This is a genomic window from Aquamicrobium terrae, from assembly GCF_040545735.1.
GTDB classification, from domain to species: domain Bacteria; phylum Pseudomonadota; class Alphaproteobacteria; order Rhizobiales; family Rhizobiaceae; genus Mesorhizobium; species Mesorhizobium terrae_A.
On the sequence record NZ_JBEPML010000014.1, the window covers coordinates 15,749 to 35,841 of the forward strand.

A 20,093-nucleotide genomic window follows, 5' to 3' on the forward strand; every position below is an offset into this window, starting at 1 on the left:
GGGTCGGCGGAGCCGACACTTCTTGAAATGATCCCGGCGATCCGAAGGATTGCCTCCAAGGGCGCAATTATACGTCGCTGGCGCGACGCGTTTGCTTGTCCGTCCTCTAGCCGGCCCGTGAGCTGCCTTCGGTGCGTTGGATCAACCGGAAGAAGGGGTGGCGCTGCCGTGGCCATCGCGCATTTCTCAGCCAGCATCGTCAGTCGCGGGAACGGCAGCAGCGCAGTGCTGTCGGCGGCCTATCGCCACTGCGCGCGGATGGATTTCGAGCGCGAGGCCCGAACGGTCGACTATTCCCGCAAGGCCGGATTGCTGCACGAGGAGTTCGTGATCCCGGCCGACGCACCCGACTGGCTGCGAACCATGATCGCGGACCGGTCGGTCGCAGGGGCGGCCGAGGCATTCTGGAACAAGGTCGAAGCCTTCGAAAAACGGGCGGATGCCCAGCTTGCCAAAGACCTCACCATTGCGTTGCCGCTCGAGCTGACCGCCGAGCAGAACATCGCCCTGATGCGCGATTTTGTGGACAGCCAGGTGCTGGCGCGCGGCATGGTGGCCGACTGGGTCTATCACGACAATCCGGGCAATCCCCATGTCCATCTGATGATGACGTTGCGCCCGCTCACCGAAGACGGGTTCGGCGCCAAGAAGATCGCGATGATGGGGTCAGACGGCCAGCCGCTCAGGACGAAAACCGGTAAGATCCAGTATGCGCTATGGGCCGGCGGCATCGAGGAGTTCAAGGCGGTTCGCGACGCCTGGTTCGAGCGGCTCAATCATCATCTGGCGCTTAATGGGATCGACCTGCGCGTCGATGGCCGGTCATACGAAAAACAGGGCATCGCGCTTGTTCCGACCATTCACCTGGGCGTCGGCGCCAAGGCGATGGATCGCAAAGGCCAGGCGAGCGGCGAGTTGCCGGACCTTGAACGCCTTCAAATCCAAAAGGAGCGTCGGGCCGAGAACGCCCGTCGTATCGAGACCAATCCCGAGCTGGTGCTGGATATCATCACCCGCGAAAAGAGCGTCTTCGACGAGCGTGATGTGGCCAAGTTGCTGCACCGCTATATCGACGATGCGAACCGATTCCAGAACCTCCTGGCGCGGGTTCTGCAAAGCCCCGAAATCCTGCGGCTCGAGCGCGAGCGCGTCTCGCTTGCAACGGGGAAGCGTGAACCGGCCAAGCTCACCACGCGGGAGTTGATCCAGCTCGAAGCCGGGATGGCGTCACGGGCAATCTGGCTGTCGCGGCAGTCCTCGCATAGCGTTCATCGCCGAGTGCTGGAAAAGACCTTCGCGCGCAACGCCCGCCTCTCGGCCGAGCAGCGATCGGCCATCGAGCATGTCGCGGGAGGCAAGCGGATCGCCGCGATCGTCGGCCGCGCCGGCGCCGGCAAGACCACGATGATGAAGGCTGCTCGCGAGGCATGGGAAGCGGCCGGTTATCGTGTCGTCGGCGGCGCACTGGCGGGCAAGGCGGCCGAGGGGCTTTCGAGCGAAGCCGGGATTGCCTCCCGAACACTGTCGTCATGGGAACTGCGCTGGCAACAGGGACGAGACGGTATTGACGAAAAGACCGTTTTCGTCCTGGACGAGGCCGGCATGGTGTCGTCACGGCAGATGGCCCTCTTTGTCGAGGCGGTGACGAAAGCTGGCGCCAAGCTCGTGCTTGTCGGCGATCCCGACCAGCTCCAGCCGATTGAGGCGGGCGCCGCGTTTCGCGCCATTGCCGATCGCATCGGTTATGCAGAGCTCGGGCAGATCTATCGCCAGCGCGAGACCTGGATGCGGGCGGCGTCGACCGATCTGGCCGGCGGTCGGATCGGCGCTGCACTCGCGGCCTATGACCAGGCCGGCATGGTGCGTACCGAATGGTCGAGGGACGAGGCGATCGCCGCTCTGATCGAGGACTGGAACATCGATTTCGATCCGACGCGAACGGCATTGATCCTCGCGCATCGACGGGTCGATGTGCGCGAGCTGAACGAGCGCGCCCGCGGGAAATTGGTTGAACGCCGGGCCATCGAAGTGGGCTATGAGTTCCGAACCGAGGACGGCCCCCGCAACTTCGCCGCCGGCGACCAGATCGTGTTTCTCAAGAACGAGGGATCGCTCGGCGTCAAGAATGGCATGCTGGCCAAAGTGGTCGAGGCCGCTCCCGAGCGTATCGTCGCCGAGATCGGCGAGGGTGATGAACGCCGCCAAGTCACGGTGGAACAGCGCTTCTACGCCAATGTCGATCACGGCTATGCTACCACGGTCCACAAGTCTCAGGGCGCTACCATCGACAGCGTCAAGGTCCTCGCCTCCCGCACCCTCGACCGGCATCTGACCTATGTCGCGCTCACCCGCCACCGTGATGCTGCTCAACTTTATGTCGGCATCAACGAGTTCACCAAGCGCGGCGGCGTTCTCGTCGATCACGGCACAGCTCCCTACGAGAACAGCAAAGAGAACCGCGACAGCTATTTCGTGACGCTGGAGACGTCGGAGGGCCAGCAGAACACGATCTGGGGCGTCGATCTGAAGCGTGCGATGAACGAGGCCGCCCCCGAAATCGGCGACCGGATTGGCCTAGAGCACAAGGGTTCGCATCCTGTGACGCTGCCCGACGGCCAGACGGTCGAGCGCCATTCCTGGAAGGTGGTCGACATTCGCGAGCTCGCCCTTTCGCGGCTGTCCGAGCGTCTCTCGCGCGACGGATCGAAGGAAACCACGCTCGACTACGAGGGCGCATCAGCCTATCGCGCCGCACTGCGCTTTGCGGAAAATCGCGGGCTCGATCTGATGACTGTCGCGCGCAACCTGGTGCGCGACCGGCTCGAATGGACGGTTCGGCAAAAGCAACGGATTGCCGATCTAGGAATTCGCCTCATGACAATCGCCGGGCGGCTGGGTCTCGTCTCGGGCTCTCGGCAGCAAACCCATTCCACCAATATCAAGGAGCGCCTGCCCATGGTTGCCGGCATCACCGTGTTCCCGAAATCTGTCGAGCACGCGGCCGAGGACAAGCTCGCCGCTGACCCTGCGCTCAAGACGCAATGGGAGGACGTCTCGACACGTTTTCACATGGTTTACGCTCAGCCCGAAGCCGCTTTCAGGGCCATCGATGTCGATGTCATGCTCAAGGATCCGGTGACCGCCAAATCCACAATCGCAAAGATCAGTAGCGACCCGGAGAGCTTCGGTCCGCTCAACGGCAGGACCGGCATTCTCGCCAGCCGGGCGGACCGAGAGGCGCGTGAAACCGCCAAAGTCAATGCGCCGGCGTTGGCCCGGAACCTCGAAAGCTACCTTCGGCAACGGGCGGAAGCTGAGCGCAAGCATCAGGCCGAGGAACGCGCTCGCCGGGTGAAAGTCTCGGTCGATATTCCCGCGCTCTCCGACCACGCACGGCAGGTCCTCGAGCGCGTGCGTGATGCCATTGATCGCAACGACCTGCCGGCGGCGCTCGGCTTCGCCCTGGCTGACCGAATGGCCAAAGCTGAAATTGACACGTTCAACAAGGCTGTGTCGGAGCGGTTTGGCGAGCGGACGCTGCTCTCGAACGCGGCGCGGGAGGCAAGTGGCCCGGCGTTCGAAAAACAGGCATTCGGTATGGCGCCGGCCGAACGGGACAAGCTTGCATCGGCCTGGCTGCTTCTGCGCGCCGGCCAGCAGCTCGCGGCCCATGAGCGCACGACCCAGGCACTAAAGGAAACGGAAGCTCTGCGGCAATCCCAACGCCAATCCCAGGTGCTCAAGTGAGCCACCGGCGGCGGGCGGTGGCCATCATCGGCTTGGGCGCAGTGGTGCTGGTCTTGCTGTTCGCAGCAGGTCAACTGCTCGGGTTGCGAATAAATCTAACACCCAGCTATCCGCTCGGCCTCTGGCGCATCATGCCGCTCGAACGGCAGGTGGCTGCCGGCGATCTGGTTTTTGTTTGCCCTCCGCCTACACCGGAGTTCGAGTTGGCGCGCGACCGCGGCTATCTCCGTGCTGGTCTTTGCCCTGGATGGATGAGCCCGCTTCTCAAGACCGTGGCGGCGCTGCCTGGCCAGACCATCGACATCGGCGAGTTGGTGACTATCGACGAGCGCGTGCTGCCGGAATCGGTGCTTCGTCCTGTCGATGCCGAGGGCAGGAAGCTCTCGGCCTTTGTCGGCGGCGTCGTGCCCCCCCACCATGCCTTTCTTCACTCCAGCTTCGCAGGTTCCTATGACTCGAGATATTTCGGGCCGATCCCCTTGTCCGGTCTGCTCGGCCGGGCCCATCCTGTCTTCACCTTTGGTCCGTGACATTGTCTTGTGCGTCGCCCTCGCGGCGGCGGCCGTCGCTATCGGTATCGTGGCCTGGAGCGGGGAACCGCTTTTGCTTCCAATCGCCATGCTGTTCCCCGCTCTGTGGGCTTCTGCACCCTCCCGGACTGGTACCGTGCTGGTGGCGGCGGGATATTTCCTCGCTGCGTCGCGGGGACTGCCGCAGGGCGTGGCCAATTTCTACGGCAGCGGCTTTGGGGCAGGCGTTGCCCTTTGGTTTGGCGCGGCGCTCGCTTTCGTCCTGGTCCATGCCGTTCTCTGGACCCCTCGAGCGGGAACAGGCAGGGCACGACGGTATCTTCTGGCGGCACTGCTCATGAGCGTCCCGCCTTTCGGGATCGTGGGCTGGGCGCATCCGATCACTGCGGCAGGGATCGTATTCCCCGCATGGGGCTGGTGGGGGCTAGCCGCGGCCGCAGCCGGTCTTTTCATTATGGCGACGCGCGCCTGGCCTATAGCTGTGCTTGTGATGGGAGTTATGTGGATTTGGTCTGCTGCCACCTGGACGTCTCCCCATACCCCCCAGGGATGGATCGGCATCGACACTCGGTTCGGGGGCGGGCAAGGGGTATATACCGGCCATGAGCAGCACCTTGAAACGATCGCGATGGTTAAGGCGGCGACGATCAATGGCGAGACGGTCGTCGTTCTACCCGAGGGTGCCGCCGGGATCTGGACACCTACCGTCGAACGGCTTTGGGGGGACGCCCTTGCGAACGTCGACGTGACCGTCAATGCCGGTGCGATCATCGTCGACGCCAACGGCTACGATAATGTCATGCTCGACATGTCGAGTGAGGAGGTCTCCGTACTCTACCGAGAGCGCATGCCCGTGCCCGTCTCTATGTGGCAGCCTTGGCGGGCGCTCTCTGGCGAAGGGGGTGGTGCGCATGCGCATTTCTTTGCCAATCCTGTCGTGGAATTCGCCGGCCTGCAGATCGTGCCGCTTATTTGTTACGAGCAACTCCTGATCTGGCCGGTCCTGCAATCGGCCATCTATGCACCCGAGGTGCTCGTGGCCACCGGAAATGGATGGTGGACGACCGGGACGAACATCGTCGCTATCCAGAAGGCCGCAGCCGTCGCTTGGGCCGGCCTCTTCGATCTTCCGTTAATTCTGGCGTTCAACACCTGAAAAGGATAGCAGCCATGTTTGAGCTCGCCTTCATCGAACAGTGCGCGGATCCCGGACTCGAGATCTCCATCGTCGAACGATTCATCGAAGCGGTCGGCACCAACAATCCGCTGGCTGTCTCGATCTCTTCGGGCAATCGTGTGATCCTTCCAGAGCCTCCGACGACACCGGAGGACGCGATGCGTCTTGTCGAACGTTTCGTTGGCCAGGCGGTTGTAAGGGTAGGCATCACACGGTATCCCGCAGGCCATGGGATAGCTGATGTGACAGAGCTCGACCCGGCGATGCTGGATGCTTGCCAGAACGTTCGAATGGGAACCGAGCTGTTTGGAAAGGTTTTTCGAATCGTGGCTCATTCCAACGGAAATGCGGATGGCAGCACATTTGCTGACGCCGTTGAGGCATGGGGAACGGGAACGTTCGAAGGTCGCTATATTTTTGGCGACGCAGATCCAGTCCCGGCGCACCCGCCTGCAGAGGTGGTTCAGGACAATGTCGATGAATTGTCTGGCGATGAGCAGCCCGGCGTCTTGGCGCCTGCGCCAGAAGAACTGGATCCCAACACGGCGGGAATTCGTGTCGATCTCACCGGAATTCCTGGCACCTTCTAGGCTTCGTCGCGGGCGCCGATCATTGATGTTCGCTGACATCTAGCCATCACGTTGATCCGCGAATATAAATCCCTGCGAAGCGGTACGCGCCGCTTTGAGGCGTAGAAACCTCTTTTCCGCGGTTGGTGTCGACCGAAATGACACCGAGATCCTCTGGCCATTGGCCGGGGGCCTGTGACGTATGTCCAGGTGCCTCGGTGCTAAAGGTCGCAGGGCCGTCGGAAAACGGTTTCTACCCCCCGGCTTGGGTTCAAGGATTATTGTCTGCGGGGGCGTACCGCAGACCAAGCCGCTGGGGCCAGGATGGGAAAACGCGTCACGAAAGATCCTTCCGCGCTTGAAGCGGAAATTCGCGAGTTGCTCGATCCCCTCGATGATGCGCAGCGAGAGAACCTCGCCGTCAGGGCCATCGTAGAGCACAGGCGGCTGCTTCAACGCGCGGAGGAGATTTTCTCGGCGATGAACACCGAGGCGGCAACCCCGGATAGCGATCTCACGGAATCGTATAGCCCGGCGATGCTTGAATGCAAAACACAAGCAAGAGCCGTCCAGATCATGATCGACTGTTTAGGCTATATTCCCGCGGTTCCGTCGATGGATGAGCCTTAGTCGAGCAATCCACGCAACAGCGCGATCCGCACCGCATGACTTATATTCGATGCGCCAAGCTTCTCCCGGGCCCGTTCCAGATAGAAGCGGACCGTTTTTTCGGTAATTCCCAATAGCTGAGCAGTCTCGGCTTTTGTTTTCCCTAGTGACGCCCACATCACGCAGATCTGCTCACGAGGGGAGAGTTCTGTACTTGTGGCAGCGGGAACGACGGATGCAAACTCACGCATGCTGATATGTAAATACGCCACAGCGGTTGCCACATATGCGAAATCTCGAATTGCGACATCGGGAAATTCCACACTGTCAGCAGCGAATGAGAGTAGGACAGTACTTCCAAAACTGCCCCGGATCGGTAGCGCCAACCCCGATGAAACTCCAAAGTCCTTGGCTTCACCGAAAAATTGGCGGATCACGGCGTCACTCTCGTTTCTAGTAGAGTAAGACCATGCCACTGGGCGCATCGTGCGCGCAGCGTGGACCGCGACTGGGTCCAGTAGAAAGTAGTTTTGGCTTATGTAGCGCTCCTGCCATTCCAGCGAATAATTGGAATATCCGCGCCGATCACTCGCACGACCCTCAACGTAGGCGTATCGTTCGAAGCCTGAGTTCGCTGCGAGCTTTTCGGCAGCAATTCTTATCGATGCTTCATCGCGACCTAAATCCAGACTATCGATGAAATTCCCAACATAATCGTCCAGAACGCGTTTGATAGCGAAGCCCTCCAACTGGCGCGGACGCGCGACATAAACACCTACCTGTAGGTTCTCCGTTTCCCTATATATTATCCGACGCGACGGTTAGTCCAAATGAACAAGTTTCAATTTTCTGTAAACGGTTTTATTGAGGATTCATCGTAAAGCACGTCGACCGAGGACTTGCGAAATGTTGTTACAGTTTCGCTCGATGATATCCAACGTAGTTTTTCTGGTGACTTTCTTGCTGCCGAGGGGCCTCCTTCGCGGACCTGCTAGACGAAACACGCCGGGCCATGGCCCAAAGGCTGCTCACGCAAACAGGGGTTCCAATTTCCGCAATAGCCGGTTTGCTCGAATACGGCGCGACCAGCGCCCTGGCACTCGACATGAAGCGTTGGACGAACATGACAGCTACTGAAAATAGAGCCTGGATCGGCCAACTTCAGGCGGATGAGCCACACGAAAATTATCGGTAGCCGCTTGGAAATACGATATCTTGATCAACGAGGATATTGAAGCGGTAGCCAGGGCGAATTTCAAGCGTCGGTTGGACGTTTAGATTGCGGGAAAGGGTCTGCTGCGACATCTGGCCAAAGCTTTCGGCAAATGAGCGCCTGGCGGCATCCTCAGCGCTATTGGAGGTTCCAAACGCATTCCGGTCCTGCGGGATCATCATTTCCGTCCCGGCGCCGATCAATGCTACAAGAATGGCGGACCCGAAGGTGCGAAGATAATGATTGTCGACCCTGTCGGCGAACCCGCCATAGCCTGAGGCATCGGTTCCTGCCATGCCGCCGATCTGGAGCGCCGAGCCGTTCGGGAAGATAATATCGGTCCAGATGACCAGCACGCGGCTCTGCCCGAAGGAGACGTTGGAATCGTAGCGTCCGAACAGTTTCGCGCCCTGCGGGATCAGCATATGGCGGCCCGTGGCGCTATCATACACGTTCTGGCTGACCTGGGCGGTGATGCGACCGGGGAGGTCGGAGTTGATGCCGGTGACCAGTGTCGCAGGAATCACCGACCCGCGCTTGAGCTCGTAGGGCGACATCTGTGGCACGACCGGGTTCGGCAGATAGCCGAGCTCCGCGATATCCTGATTGAAAAACCGTTCCTTTCCGGCCTGCCCGTTCGGGTCGCTGCTGGACCCGGTCAGCCCGCCTTGCATGGCGGCGGCGTAGAGATCGAGGGCGCTTGCGGGCCGTGCGGGCTGGCCTGCCATAGGAACTCCTCCGGCCGCTTCCGATGTCGGTTCGCGATTGGGATCATTTAGGCTGACAGCAATCGGAGAGTCATAGGCAGCATCACTTGCCTGGAGCCGCGCCATGCGCTGCCGGTGCTGTTCGCGCAGATACTGCTCGTGCTGTTCCCGCTCAAGCCGCGCCCGCCAGACCTCTTCGGGCTCGAGTTGTGGTGTGGCGGGTTGGGGGGAGACCGGGGGTGGGGTCTCAGTTGCCGGGAAGGGATTGGCCGCGGTCTCCGCTGTTGCAGGTGGAAGCGGCTGGAATTGCGGCTGGGCTGGCTCGCCGATGATGCCGTCGGGAACACCTCGGGTTAGCTGGTCGGCATAAGTCGATGCCGATTGCGATCCCGCCGCACCTGCGTCACCAGTGTCGCGAAACCGCAGACCTCTCGACGTCAGCCCGTAGAAGATGACGGCAAGAAAAATCACCACCAGAGCAACGGCACCGATAATCGGCAGCCGGTTCAGCCGACGGATCTTCGGGGCGGATGCGGCATCCGCTCCGCCAAGCTTGAGCGATTGCGTCATGCCGTGCCTGCCGAGCCATGTTGCCGGATCGATAACGGGCTGACCGGGACAGCACCTTCGGCACCCGGCTTGTACATGCGAGTCAGATCGAAGTGCAGCGTTGACAGCCTGACCAGAACTGCCCCCTCGAACTCATCAACGGTATAGGCAAGAGCGAGGATATTGGCGTCGTCGGTTTTCTGGTCGGTGACGACGGCATAGCCCCAGCTGTGGAGAGATGCCTGAAGGGCGTGGCCGAATACCGAGCCATCGGGCGTGAACCGGATCGTCGTGGTGCCGGGACCGGCCTGTTCGGCAAGCCTGCCAACCATGTCGCCGGCGATGCTGTCGGCGGCTTCCGGCGACAGCTGCGCCGTTACCGTGCTTTGGATGAGACCGACGGGTCCTAGCGTCTGACAAGCCGACAGGAGACCGGCTATAATCGAAGTAGCGATGAGGCGACGGAGCACTGACAACATCCTCTATCCTCCCCGCCGGATGGTGATTTTTTGCTGCTGCCGGCCGACACCGGCGACGAGGATGGCGTGATCGATGTAATAGTCGACCACCATCATCGTGCCATTCATGCGGTAGTTGACGATGCGGTTCTCACCGCCGGAGACGACGAACAGAACTGGCGCGTCCTGACCGGAAAGCGAGGATGGAAACTGGATATAGGTTTTTTCGCCGTCGCCATAGATTCGGGTCGGACGCCAGGGCGCAGATCCACTCATCCGGAAAGCAAAGTTCAGCTGGTCCGCGGGCACGCCGGCGCCTGGAACGATGCTGGCTTCCATTCGTGCACTAATCTCGGCAAACCGAGCATTGACATCCTCAGGGTACTCAAAGCCGACCCGAGCCATATACTGGCTCTGATGTGATTTGAGCTGGATGTGGTAGGTCCGCCGCGAGGTGGTCACAACCATGGAGGTTACCAGCCCGGGCTCTGACGGTTTGACGATAAGATGCACGGCCTGGCCGCCGGGCGTGCCGGAAGTCGCCGGCTCAACTTTCCAGCGCACGGTATCGCCGAGCAGGACGTCGCGAACGATCTCGCCAGCTTGCAACTCGATATCGCAAACCTGCAGCGGTGAACAAACGACAGAGGGCTGAACCTCGCCATAGAGGAAGATGACCTTGCCGTCATTGCCGCGGGTCACCACCCCCTGCCCTGATTGCCACTGTCCGGAGAGACCCGTTGCGCGCGCCTCGTTGGCGCTCAGCGCTTGTGCCTGAGCAAATGTCGGTGCTCCCGACAAGAAAAGGGCCGCGCACAGGACAGCTCCCCTTGTCCTCCAAAAACTCATGATACTCTCCTGCTGGCACTCACAATTGTGCTGTCCACTCGAAATCTCTCAAATAAAGCCCGATCGGATTGAGACGGATGACCGCCTCATCCTGCGGCGGGGTGAGGGTCACGGTGGCGATGCCGCGGTAACGACGCGTACCAAGTTCCTTGCCCTGCCGGTCGCGCTGAAATTCGGTCCAGTCGACCTGATAGGTCTGGTTCGACAGGGGGACGATGTTGGTGACCTCCACGGCGACGGTCATTGTCAAAGCGCGATCAAAGGGCGAATTGCCACGGAACCAGGCATTGATCTTCTCGGTGGCCGGGTCGGAGGTGCGCAGCAGCGCATAGGTGCGGTCGATATATTGCTTCTGGACAACGGCGTCGGGTGTGACCGAGCGGAAGTTACTTACGAAGCTTCCGAGCGTGGCGCGCACGACCCGGGCATCGGCATATTCGATCTGCTGCGGGAAACCGGCGCTGGCCGCCGTCCCCAGGCGGTCGACCTCAACGATGTATGGAACGAGTTTAACCTGCGTGCTCTGATAAAGCGCGTAGGAAAAGCCGATCACCGCCATCAGCAATCCGGTGATGCCAACAATGCGCCAGGCGCGCGCCGCGACCACATAGGAGCCATAGCGCTCATTCCATTCCTGGCGCGCGGCGAGATAAGGGTTTTCAGGTGGGTTGCGTGCAGCCATGTGTTCTCACTCACGCTTTGTCGTCGCTGGAGGGTTTGCGCGTCGGCCGGCCCTGGGCCTGGTCGAGCTTTGAATTTGCAAGGCCAAGCGTCGACGCGCCCCATGTGCCGGGCACGCCGATGGCCTTGTCACGTGCAGCGCCTGCTAACGCACCGCCGGCAGCACCGGCGCCCGACGCCATACCTTTGAGCGCGGCCGCTCCAAAGGATGCGCCGGCGGCACGGGCGTCAGAAAAGGCCGCCGCCCCTTCCCTTGCGCCGCCCGCAGCAAGCGCCGCGCCGCCGACAGCAAAGCTTGCCGCCTGCCCGCCATGCCGGATCGTCTCCATGCCCCCGGTCACCGAAACGCCCTGCACCACGCCCTGGATGATGTTGGGCACATAGATCGAGATGATGAAGACCACGACGGAAATGCCGGCAATGGCAAGCGTCGACAGATATTCGTCCGAACCAGCCGGGCCGCTCGCCAGATTGACCAACACTTGTGAGCCGATGCGGGCGATCATGACAAGCGCCATCAGCTTCATGCCGACGCTGAAGGCGTAGACGAGGTAGCGGACGGCAAAATCCTTGGTGAAGCTCGATCCGCCAAGTCCGAGCATGATCATGCCGGCCAGTAGGCCGACATACATTTCCACCATCACCGAGATGAAAATTGCCGCGACGAGGCTGAAGCAGATGACAACCACAATCATGGCAAAGACCGCAGCGATCGCGAGCGCATTGTCCTCGAACAGTCCGAACTGGGCTTTGCTCGACATCGCGCTCGCCACCTGAAGTCCGGCATTGAAGACGTTGGCCGGTGAGGCGGAGCCGCCGCCAGCGCCGATCTGGAATAGGCTGTCGACCATGGCCTTGGCAAAAGCGGGCCCCTGTTCGAGTATGAACACGAACAGGCCGATGAACATGATGCGCCGCACCAGTTCGGCAAACCATGTGTCGAGCGAGGCGGCTGCCAACGCCAGCCAGACGGCGGCAATGCCGATCTCGATGCCGGCAAGAATCCAGAACAGCGAACGGGCCGCCTGCAGGATGCTCGTTTCCCATCCCTGGGCGGCGCTGGCCACCTCGTTTTCCAGATTGGTCAAGAGCGAACCGTCCTGCGCGACGGCCGGTTCGATGAGGAGTGACACGCCAACCAGGGCGACGAGCGCTGCCCTAATCGCCCGCGGCGTCATTGCCCTGCTCCTCTCGGGTGCCCCAGCGAGGCCGCATTTCCTGGCCGCTGGTCGTGTCGAATTGCTGGGGAGCCACAGCGGCAGGAGCCGCTGGGCTGGGCGCGTCGGTGGGATTCGGAGCAATCCAGACCGTCACGCCGATGCCGATCACGACGACGATGGCTGCAACAATAAAGACAAACCTGCTCACCAGCGTGGCTCCATCATCTGGCCGCCGGAACTTGACGGCGCGGTTGATCTGAAAAATTCCTCGCGCCGAGTCTGGGCTAAGTCCCTTGCCGCCTGTTCGGATTGATACCAGGTAGCCATCATTGTCATTTGCTGGGACACGAGCCCGCGTAGCTTTTGGGACTGTGCGACCTGCTGCGCCGCGATCTGATGTCCGACCTGAAGAGCCTGCATTTGGCCGACCGCACTTTGCGACATGGAGCGAAGTTGCGACATGGTCGTTTCCTCGCTGCCGAATTGCTCCGCAGTGAAGCCGGCGGCACGCAAAGTTGCTGCGATCGTATCCCGATTGGTGTCGGACCAGTCCTGGTAGCTCGAGGAGAAGCTCTCACCATTGGCAAGGCCGGTCCTGAATTCGGCAAAGCTCTGGAAGCGTTGTTTGAGCACGTCGTCGATATTGCCCATGGAGAATGCGATCCCCTGCCCCTGGTTGACGAGCCCCTGAAGGCGCGCGAGATCGCTTTCGACCTGGCCCCAGACATGGTTCGGAAGCTGCAGCGTGTTTTGCAGCATGTTTTCGTAGATGCGAATCTGGTTCTGGATCTGCTCAGCCAGCTGGGTGATCTGCTGCACCTGGTTCTGGATCTGCTCGGCGGACTGACCAACCAGACCCACCAGTTCAGAATTATTGAGCAGTTGCGTCCATTCCGTCGCCTGCCCCGTCACCACGCCGGCATGTGCGGGAGCAGACGGGATCATGCTGGCCATAGTGAGCACTGAAATCGCGACCCTAGCAGTGTGCGAGAATTGTTTCGGCATCGCCGATCCCCCTTTCGGTAAGCCAGGCCTCTGGCCAGTTTGCGCCGTGGTCATGGGTAAGCTGCTGGATGCGTTTGAGATCGTCCTTGCCGGCCGCACCGACGAAGGACAGCGCGATCGGTCCTAGCGCCATGTCGAACAAGCGCCGACCCTCCGGCGAGGCGACGTAATATTCGCGTTTGGGGATAGCGGTTGCGACGATCTCGATCTGGCGCTCGTTGAAACCGATGCGTTCGTAAAATTCGCGTGTGCCCGGTTCGCGTGCCGCGCCGTTCGGCAGGCAAATTTTGGTCGGACAGCTCTCCTTCAACACATCGATGATGCCGGAGCGTTCGGCATCCGAGATCGACTGAGTGGCGAGCAGCACCGCGCAATTGGCCTTGCGCAACACTTTCAGCCATTCGCGGATCTTGTCCCTGAATGTCGGGTGGCCGAGCATCAACCAAGCTTCATCAAGCACGATCAGACTGGGGGCGCCGGTCAGACGCTTCTCGATCCGACGGAAGAGATAGAGCAGGACGGGGACGAGATTGCGCTCGCCCATGTTCATCAGTTCCTCGACCTCGAAGCACTGGAAGGTGCCGAGCGTCAGACCGTCATGCTCGGCGTCGAGCAGCTGGCCCATCGGTCCGTCGACTGTGTAATGGTGGAGCGCATCTTTGATCTCGCGCAGCTGCACGCCGCTGACGAAATCCGATAGCGAGCGGCCGGGCGCAGATGCCATCAGCCTGATCTGGCGCGAAATCGCATTACGATGGTCGGGCGTGACTTTCACTCCTTGCATCGCAATTAGCGTTTCGACCCATTCGGCGGCCCAGGCGCGGTCGCCATCACTGTCGAGTTCGGCCAGCGGGCAGAAAGCCAGCATGGCATCCCCCTCCCCTGCCCCGATTTCGTAATGATCGCCACCGGCTGCTAATGTTAGCGGCAGAAGCGACTTTCCCTTGTCGAAGGCAAAGATTTGCGCATCGCGGTAGCGGCGGAACTGAGCTGCAATCAAAGCCAGCAGCGTCGACTTGCCGGATCCGGTCGGACCGAACACCAGCGTGTGGCCGACATCATCGACATGAAGGTTCAACCGGAACGGGGTGGAGCCGCTGGCGACCTGCATCAGCGGTGGCGAGTTGGGCGGATAGAATGGACAGGGTGCCGTTGCGCTGCCTGACCATACTGAATTCACTGGAATGAGGTCGGCGAGGTTGCGCGTGTTGATCAACGGTTCGCGAATATTGGCGTACCAGTTCCCCGGCAGTGAACCGAGATAGGCCTCGGTCGCGTTGAGCGTCTCAATGCGCGCGCCAAAGCCTTCAGCCTGGATGAGCCGGCGTACCGCTTCCGCTTGTTCGCGCAGGCGGCCATCGTCATGATCGAACATGACGATGACCGGCGTGTAATAACCGTAGGCGACAAGCTGTGAGGCGGCTTCCGCGATCGCGTCTTCTGTTTCGGCGACCATCAGCATGGCGTCTTGATCGACGGACCGACTCTGAGTCTGGAACAACTGGTCAAAGAAGGGCCGCACCTTCTGCTGCCACTTCTTGCGGGTGCGCTCGAGCCTTTGCCGCGCTTCCTGCTCATCGAGGAACACAAAGCGACTCGACCAGCGATACGTCAGCGGCATCAGATCGAGGTGATTCAGAATGCCTGGCCAACTCTCGGCCGGAAAGCCATCTATGCCGACTACAGACAGATAGTGACCATCAACCATCGGCGACAGCCCGTGATGGAACTCGGCGGTCGCCAGCCAGTCGAGATACATCGGGATCTTGGGCAGGCGGACTGGATGATTCTCTCCAACGATGCAAAAGCGGATAAATTGGAAGAGCTCGTCATAATGCGCTTCACGACCGGTCTCGGGATCGATAACCGTCCGTGTGACCATGCGGCGGATGGACAGCACGTTCGACAGATACTGCTCGACCTCGCGGATCGATGTCCGGAAACTGTCGAGCACGGTGTCCGCGTAGGTCTCTGAGCGGCTTTCAACATCGGAATAAACATAGCGCGTCATGGCTGATCTGCGCCGCTCGGGTGGGCGGTAGGTGAGGATCAGTGCGTGCTGGCTTTCATAGTGACCACGCTCACCTTCGAAATGTGCGCGCCGCTCGTCATCGATGGCTGCTGTAACAGCGTCGGGAAAGTAGCTCTGTTCGCGAGGCGGATAGGAGACTGCCGGCACACGCACGGCCTCGACCTGGATCATCCAGCCGGAACCGAGCCGTGACAGGATTGTGTTGATCTGGCGCGATACCTCGTTACGCTCTTGGTTGGTCGAGCTTTCCGAATCCGGACCGGCGAAATACCAGCCAGCCATCAGGCTCCCGTCCTTGAGCAGGATCACGCCATTGTCGACGAGGCCCGCGTAAGGGACGAGGTCGGAAAAGGATGGGTGTGTGTTGCGGAACTGACGAAGTGCAACCATGGACGCGTCAGTACCTGCGCCATGGCGAGGAGGTTGGGGGATAAGCCTGGCGATAACGAACGTGGCGCAGATAAACCTGTCGCATCATCGGATCAGCCTTGGCCATCATCCGCAGTGCTCCGACGACACCGATCCAGATTCCAATCCCGAGCAGAGCGGAGAACCAGGTCAGCACCACAAAAATCAGGATAACTGTTGCAAGCCCGGTCAAAAGGACCAGCTCGCGGTCCGCTCCCATCAGTTGGCTCGGGCGCGAAAGCGCCCGATGGATGCGTGATCGGATGAGAGAGGTTCCAGACTCAGCCAACGGTCCCCTCCCCTGCCCCAACCGCAATTGCCGGTCCGGCAGTGCCGATTGAGGCACCCGACGCACCGAACAGGCCGACAATCTGGGTGGCGCCGAGAAGGATGCCTGCGACGAGAACAACGTACATCAGCCGCCGCGCGAAATCGTTCAGTTCACCACCGAAGATCAACATGCCGCCGGCCACTGCGACCGCAGCAAGTGCAATGAAGCCAGCCACCGGTCCGGTGATCGATTGCTGTATTTGCTGGAGAGGGCCTTCCCACGGCAAGCCGCCGCCGCTTGAAGCAACCGCCGGCGCGGCCGTGAATCCTAGCACAATGAACGCCAGCGCGATGGCTTGTGGTCTGTTAAACCTCATGGACGGTCCTTTCTTCCGAACAGGTCTCAATTTGGTACTGGTCGCCCGAAAAGCTCTCGACATGGATCACCTCACGAACGCGCCTGCCCCTTGGGGTTCGCTCGATCGAAATGACGAGGTCGACAGCTTCCCCGATGACTTCACGCATCGGTTGCTGGCTCGCCTCGGCAGTGAGTTGCTCTAGCCGTCGCAATGCGGAAATGGCGCTGTTGGCGTGAATCGTGGTGATGCCGCCGGGATGGCCAGTGTTCCAGGCCTTAAGCAAGGTCAAAGCGGCGCCGTCACGAACCTCGCCAACGATGATCCTGTCGGGACGCAGGCGCATCGTGGATTTAAGGAGCCGGGCCATATCCACTGAATCCGTTGTGTGAAGACTGACCGCGTTCTCGGCCGCACACTGGATTTCAGCCGTGTCTTCAAGGATCACGAGACGATGCTCTGGTGCGCGATGCACCATCTCGGCAATCACCGCGTTTACCAATGTGGTCTTCCCAGACCCGGTGCCTCCAGACACGACGATGTTTAGACGGGCATCGATCGATTTGCGTATAACGTCGACTTGGTCGACCGTCATGATTGCGCTGCGGACGTAGTCCTCAAGTGAGATCAGGCGGGAAGCTCGCTTGCGGATGGTGAAGCTTGGGCCAGCCACTACGGGCGGTAACAGGCCTTCGAAGCGATGGCCGCCGATCGGCAGCTCGCCGGAAATGATCGGTTGGTCCTCATCTGCTTCCGTCAGCAGCGCGTGCGCGACGCTGCCAATGATGATCTCCGCAGCACCCGGTTGCAGGTTGCCCATACTGTCGATCCCCTGCCCCACGCGCTCGACAAACAAGCGTCCGTCTGGGTTCAGCATGATCTCGACGACGGACGGATCTTCCAGCGCCGAGCAGATCGTCTCGCCGAGAGCGTCCTGCAGTTTTCGGACGAGTCGGGGATGGGAACGCGCGGTAGTCAACGCGAGCCTTTCAGGCGCTTGGTGCTTTGAAAGGCTGCTCGGAGACTGTCGGCAGTCGTCTTGATAGTTGGCACAGGCATGATCCAAGTCGTTCGCGTGATTGCGACGTATTGATCATGGGGCGTTGCTCAGGGTCACCCCGGCATAAATGCCGGGCCAGGCAACGGTGAGTCGCCGTGATTCCCTCCCGAATCGTGGAACCAATTGCTGAGTGGTCGGGAAGAACAAACTTGGTCGAGATGGACAGACCCGGCCTTTATGCCGGGTCAAAGAGCACCGTTAGGCTAGGCGTGACGAGAGGGAAGTTATTGAAAAACAGGCGAAAACACGCCGGTGGACGAAAATAGGTGCCTCGACACCGGACTCGCCTTAACTCCTCGTTAACCTTAAAGCGCTGGACGCATCGGGCAAATTATGCCCTAAGTTTGGCGGGAGAAGGCCGCTAAAACGGCTCGATGCCGCCAAAGAAGAATCGGAACGACAATGCAAGCTACAGTGGTCAGCTCTCAAACTTTCGAGGACCCCGCCGACAAGATCGTGCGGCATGCGGCTTTGCTGTCGGACCACCTACAGGCTCGACGCGAGCAGATGTATCCTCCGAATGCGGAGAAGTCTCTACGCTTTTTCATGACCAATGAGGTATCCAAGCTCACGTCTATTCCGGAGTCGACTCTCAAACTGATGTCGAATGAAGGCAAGGGCCCGGCCCCTGCCCGACTTGAAAATAATCATCGTGCCTACACACTAGCGCAGATCAACGACCTGCGGCGGCTGTTCGCTGAGCAAAGGCCTGCAGAGGCACTGCGCTTTCTCCCCCATCGTCGTGAAGGCGAACATCTTCAGATACTCGCAGTTGCAAATTTCAAGGGCGGGAGTGCGAAGACAACGACTAGCGCCCACCTCGCTCATTACCTAGCGCTGCACGGATATCGAGTGCTTGCTGTGGACCTTGACCCTCAAGCGTCGTTGTCCGCCATGTTCGGATCGCAGCCCGAGATGGATGTCCACCAGAATGAGACGATCTACGCCGCGCTCCGGTACGATGAAGACCGGCGGCCTATTAAAGAAATCATCCGCCCTACATACTTCACTGGCATCGATCTCATACCGGGCAACATCGAGGTCATGGAGTATGAACATGAGACGCCTCGATTGCTGGCCGAAGGGAAGTCTGGAACACAGGACATTTTCTTCGAGCGTCTCCGACGCGTAATCGCCGAGGTCGAAGATGACTATGACGTCGTCATCCTTGATACTCCGCCCTCGTTGGGTTTTCTAACTCTCGGTGCGATTTACGCAGCGACGGGGCTGTTGGTGACTGTACATCCAGCAATGCTGGATGTGATGTCAATGAACCAGTTTCTCTTGATGATGGGCGACCTCATTTCGGTAATCAGAGATGCCGGTGCCATCCTCCATCACGACTTTCTGCATTACGTCGTGACTCGCCATGATCCCAATGACCAGTCGCAGGTACACGTCGTTTCGATGTTGCGGCATCTCTTTGGCGAGGACGTCTTGGTTCCCACCGCAATCGAGAGCGCGGCAATTGAAACGGCGGGGCTCGCAAAGCGCACTTTGTATGAGTTGGAATCTGGGAACATCGCAGCAGCGACGGTTAAACGCGCGCGGGAGTCCATTGATGCAGTGAATGAGCAGATCGTTTCTCTTATTTCTGCGAGTTGGGGGCGAGCATGAGTAAGCGAGCCGGCAAATCCATCTTGGCGAATTTCGGGTCTTTCGCTGACGCAAAGGAGCAGAGCGACCGCAGGGACGCCGAGACCGGCGCGCGAGAGACAAGATCTTCCAGCCGCGTCGGCGCCGGCGTAATTGGGGCGACGCAACGATCTCTGAGCGAGCTCATCGAACAAAGAGACCGCTTACAAGCTATCGTCGAAAGCGGAGGGAATGTTGAGCTCTCGCCCAACGTGATCGAGCCCTCCCCGTTTCCCGATCGGCTCGCAGACGATACGGACGAGCAGTTCAGTGAGTTCAAGCGCTCGTTTGAAGAGAGTGGGCAGAAGGTACCAATTCAAGTTCGGCGTCATCCCGAGCGCGAGGGGATTTATCAAGTTGTCTATGGGCATCGTCGCTGGCGCGCAGCGAAGGAGTTGGGGGTCACCCTCAAGGCCGTTGTCGTCGAGCTCGACGATGCCGAGCTGGTGGTTGCGCAGGGCATCGAGAATGGCCAGCGACAGGACCTGACCTGGATAGAACGCGCTCTCTTTGTCGCGACAATGGACGACGCCGGGATCAAGACAAAGGACATACGTTCTGCGCTCTCCATCGATGACGCGGAATTGGCGAAGATGCGTAGCGTATGCAGGTCTGTCCCGCGGGATGTCATCCGGTCGATTGGAAGGGCACCCGGCGTCGGGCGGCCGCGATGGCTAGAGTTAGCAGCTGCCGTCACGGAGCGCCCGGATGTAGAAGGGAAACTTCGGCAGACCTTGTCAACTGACAAGGTTAGGGCACTAGCGTCAGATGGCCGGTTTCGGGTGGCGCTTGCCTCTGTGAAGGACAGGACGGAAGGGAAAACCGTTCCGACGAAATTGTTCGCCCCTAGCGGGAGAGAGCTCGGCTCCATAGCAGTCGGCAAAGGTGTTGTTAGGATAGCACTTCCGACAACAAGGGGCGAGGATTTCGCTGAGTTTCTAGAGCGAGAGCTGCCGGCACTCGTCGATCAGTTTCTTTCGACGAAGAGCGGCGACGGCTAGAGAAAACCTTGTCAGCTGACAAGGATAACGCAGAAGGCGACGAAGCCTTCAATCTGGATCGGTAACTGAAGAAAGGG

Annotated in this window: 19 protein-coding genes and 1 pseudogene; 8 read left to right on the plus strand and 12 right to left on the minus strand. The window is 60.2% G+C overall.

All coding sequences use genetic code 11. The features are described 5' to 3' along the window. The first annotated feature begins 168 nt into the window (after positions 1-168). The 5 genes from traA (at position 169) to ABID37_RS18135 (ending at position 6,653) form a co-directional block, all read left to right on the plus strand. A complete protein-coding gene (gene traA / locus ABID37_RS18115) occupies positions 169-3,747 on the plus strand; it encodes a Ti-type conjugative transfer relaxase TraA (RefSeq protein WP_354197316.1) in 3,579 nt (1,192 codons plus the stop codon). Positions 3,748-3,770: 23 nt separating this feature from the next. Further along, complete coding sequence (gene traF / locus ABID37_RS18120; RefSeq protein ID WP_435521592.1) at positions 3,771-4,277, plus strand: conjugative transfer signal peptidase TraF; 507 nt, start codon at positions 3,771-3,773, stop codon at positions 4,275-4,277. Further along, complete coding sequence (locus ABID37_RS18125) at positions 4,267-5,433, plus strand: conjugal transfer protein TraB (RefSeq protein WP_435521588.1); 1,167 nt, start codon at positions 4,267-4,269, stop codon at positions 5,431-5,433. Before traF ends, ABID37_RS18125 begins: the two co-directional genes overlap by 11 nt. A gap of 14 nt (positions 5,434-5,447) precedes the next feature. Beyond that, positions 5,448-6,044: a lysozyme family protein gene (locus ABID37_RS18130; protein WP_354197322.1), complete on the plus strand. Its 597-nt coding sequence runs from the start codon at positions 5,448-5,450 to the stop codon at positions 6,042-6,044. A gap of 303 nt (positions 6,045-6,347) precedes the next feature. Continuing rightward, the gene (locus ABID37_RS18135) at positions 6,348-6,653 is read left to right on the plus strand and encodes a transcriptional repressor TraM (protein WP_354197324.1); all 306 of its coding nucleotides are present in this window, start codon (positions 6,348-6,350) and stop codon (positions 6,651-6,653) included. Here the strand turns inward: ABID37_RS18135 and ABID37_RS18140 are convergent. Then, positions 6,650-7,381 (minus strand): helix-turn-helix transcriptional regulator, encoded by a 732-nt coding sequence (locus ABID37_RS18140; protein ID WP_354197326.1) that lies wholly within the window; start codon positions 7,379-7,381, stop codon positions 6,650-6,652. The genes ABID37_RS18135 and ABID37_RS18140 overlap by 4 nt on opposite strands. 230 nt (positions 7,382-7,611) lie before the next feature. On the opposite strand from ABID37_RS18140, the pseudogene ABID37_RS18145 reads away from it, so the two are divergent. After that, positions 7,612-7,827: pseudogene (locus ABID37_RS18145) on the plus strand (helix-turn-helix transcriptional regulator); the annotation flags it as partial. Here ABID37_RS18145 and trbI read toward each other — a convergent pair. The 11 genes from trbI to trbB are packed head-to-tail and all read right to left on the minus strand — an operon-like array spanning position 7,818 to position 17,299. Next, a complete protein-coding gene (gene trbI / locus ABID37_RS18150) occupies positions 7,818-9,122 on the minus strand; it encodes an IncP-type conjugal transfer protein TrbI (protein WP_354197328.1) in 1,305 nt (434 codons plus the stop codon). The pseudogene ABID37_RS18145 and the gene trbI sit on opposite strands and share 10 nt — an antisense overlap. Next, on the minus strand, positions 9,119-9,580 hold the full coding sequence (trbH, locus tag ABID37_RS18155; protein WP_239801989.1) for a conjugal transfer protein TrbH: 462 nt from the start codon (positions 9,578-9,580) through the stop codon (positions 9,119-9,121). The genes trbI and trbH overlap by 4 nt, the downstream gene beginning before the upstream one ends. A 3-nt stretch (positions 9,581-9,583) precedes the next feature. Continuing rightward, on the minus strand, positions 9,584-10,408 hold the full coding sequence (gene trbG / locus ABID37_RS18160; protein WP_354197331.1) for a P-type conjugative transfer protein TrbG: 825 nt from the start codon (positions 10,406-10,408) through the stop codon (positions 9,584-9,586). Between the two features lie 19 nt (positions 10,409-10,427). Next, positions 10,428-11,090 carry a conjugal transfer protein TrbF gene (locus ABID37_RS18165; protein WP_354197333.1) on the minus strand — a complete coding sequence of 221 codons (663 nt, stop codon included), beginning with the start codon at positions 11,088-11,090 and terminating at the stop codon, positions 10,428-10,430. Positions 11,091-11,100: 10 nt separating this feature from the next. Further along, positions 11,101-12,267 carry a P-type conjugative transfer protein TrbL gene (trbL, locus tag ABID37_RS18170; protein ID WP_354197335.1) on the minus strand — a complete coding sequence of 389 codons (1,167 nt, stop codon included), beginning with the start codon at positions 12,265-12,267 and terminating at the stop codon, positions 11,101-11,103. Further along, complete coding sequence (locus tag ABID37_RS18175; protein ID WP_354197337.1) at positions 12,248-12,457, minus strand: hypothetical protein; 210 nt, start codon at positions 12,455-12,457, stop codon at positions 12,248-12,250. The genes trbL and ABID37_RS18175 overlap by 20 nt, the downstream gene beginning before the upstream one ends. Continuing rightward, positions 12,454-13,203 (minus strand): P-type conjugative transfer protein TrbJ, encoded by a 750-nt coding sequence (gene trbJ, locus ABID37_RS18180; protein ID WP_354197339.1) that lies wholly within the window; start codon positions 13,201-13,203, stop codon positions 12,454-12,456. Before trbJ ends, ABID37_RS18175 begins: the two co-directional genes overlap by 4 nt. 22 nt (positions 13,204-13,225) lie before the next feature. Further along, positions 13,226-15,676, minus strand: a complete 2,451-nt coding sequence (locus tag ABID37_RS18185; protein WP_354197341.1) for a conjugal transfer protein TrbE — start codon at positions 15,674-15,676, stop codon at positions 13,226-13,228. 7 nt (positions 15,677-15,683) lie between these two features. Then, complete coding sequence (locus ABID37_RS18190; RefSeq protein ID WP_354197343.1) at positions 15,684-15,983, minus strand: conjugal transfer protein TrbD; 300 nt, start codon at positions 15,981-15,983, stop codon at positions 15,684-15,686. After that, positions 15,976-16,341, minus strand: a complete 366-nt coding sequence (locus tag ABID37_RS18195; RefSeq protein ID WP_354197345.1) for a TrbC/VirB2 family protein — start codon at positions 16,339-16,341, stop codon at positions 15,976-15,978. Before ABID37_RS18195 ends, ABID37_RS18190 begins: the two co-directional genes overlap by 8 nt. Then, a complete protein-coding gene (trbB, locus tag ABID37_RS18200) occupies positions 16,331-17,299 on the minus strand; it encodes a P-type conjugative transfer ATPase TrbB (RefSeq protein ID WP_354197347.1) in 969 nt (322 codons plus the stop codon). The genes ABID37_RS18195 and trbB overlap by 11 nt, the downstream gene beginning before the upstream one ends. 483 nt (positions 17,300-17,782) lie before the next feature. Here trbB and repA point away from each other — a divergent pair, with 483 nt between their 5' ends. Beyond that, on the plus strand, positions 17,783-18,997 hold the full coding sequence (gene repA / locus ABID37_RS18205) for a plasmid partitioning protein RepA (RefSeq protein WP_354197349.1): 1,215 nt from the start codon (positions 17,783-17,785) through the stop codon (positions 18,995-18,997). Continuing rightward, entirely contained in the window at positions 18,994-20,016 is a 1,023-nt protein-coding gene (gene repB / locus ABID37_RS18210; RefSeq protein ID WP_354197351.1) for a plasmid partitioning protein RepB, read from the plus strand. Before repA ends, repB begins: the two co-directional genes overlap by 4 nt. Positions 20,017-20,093 lie beyond the last annotated feature (77 nt).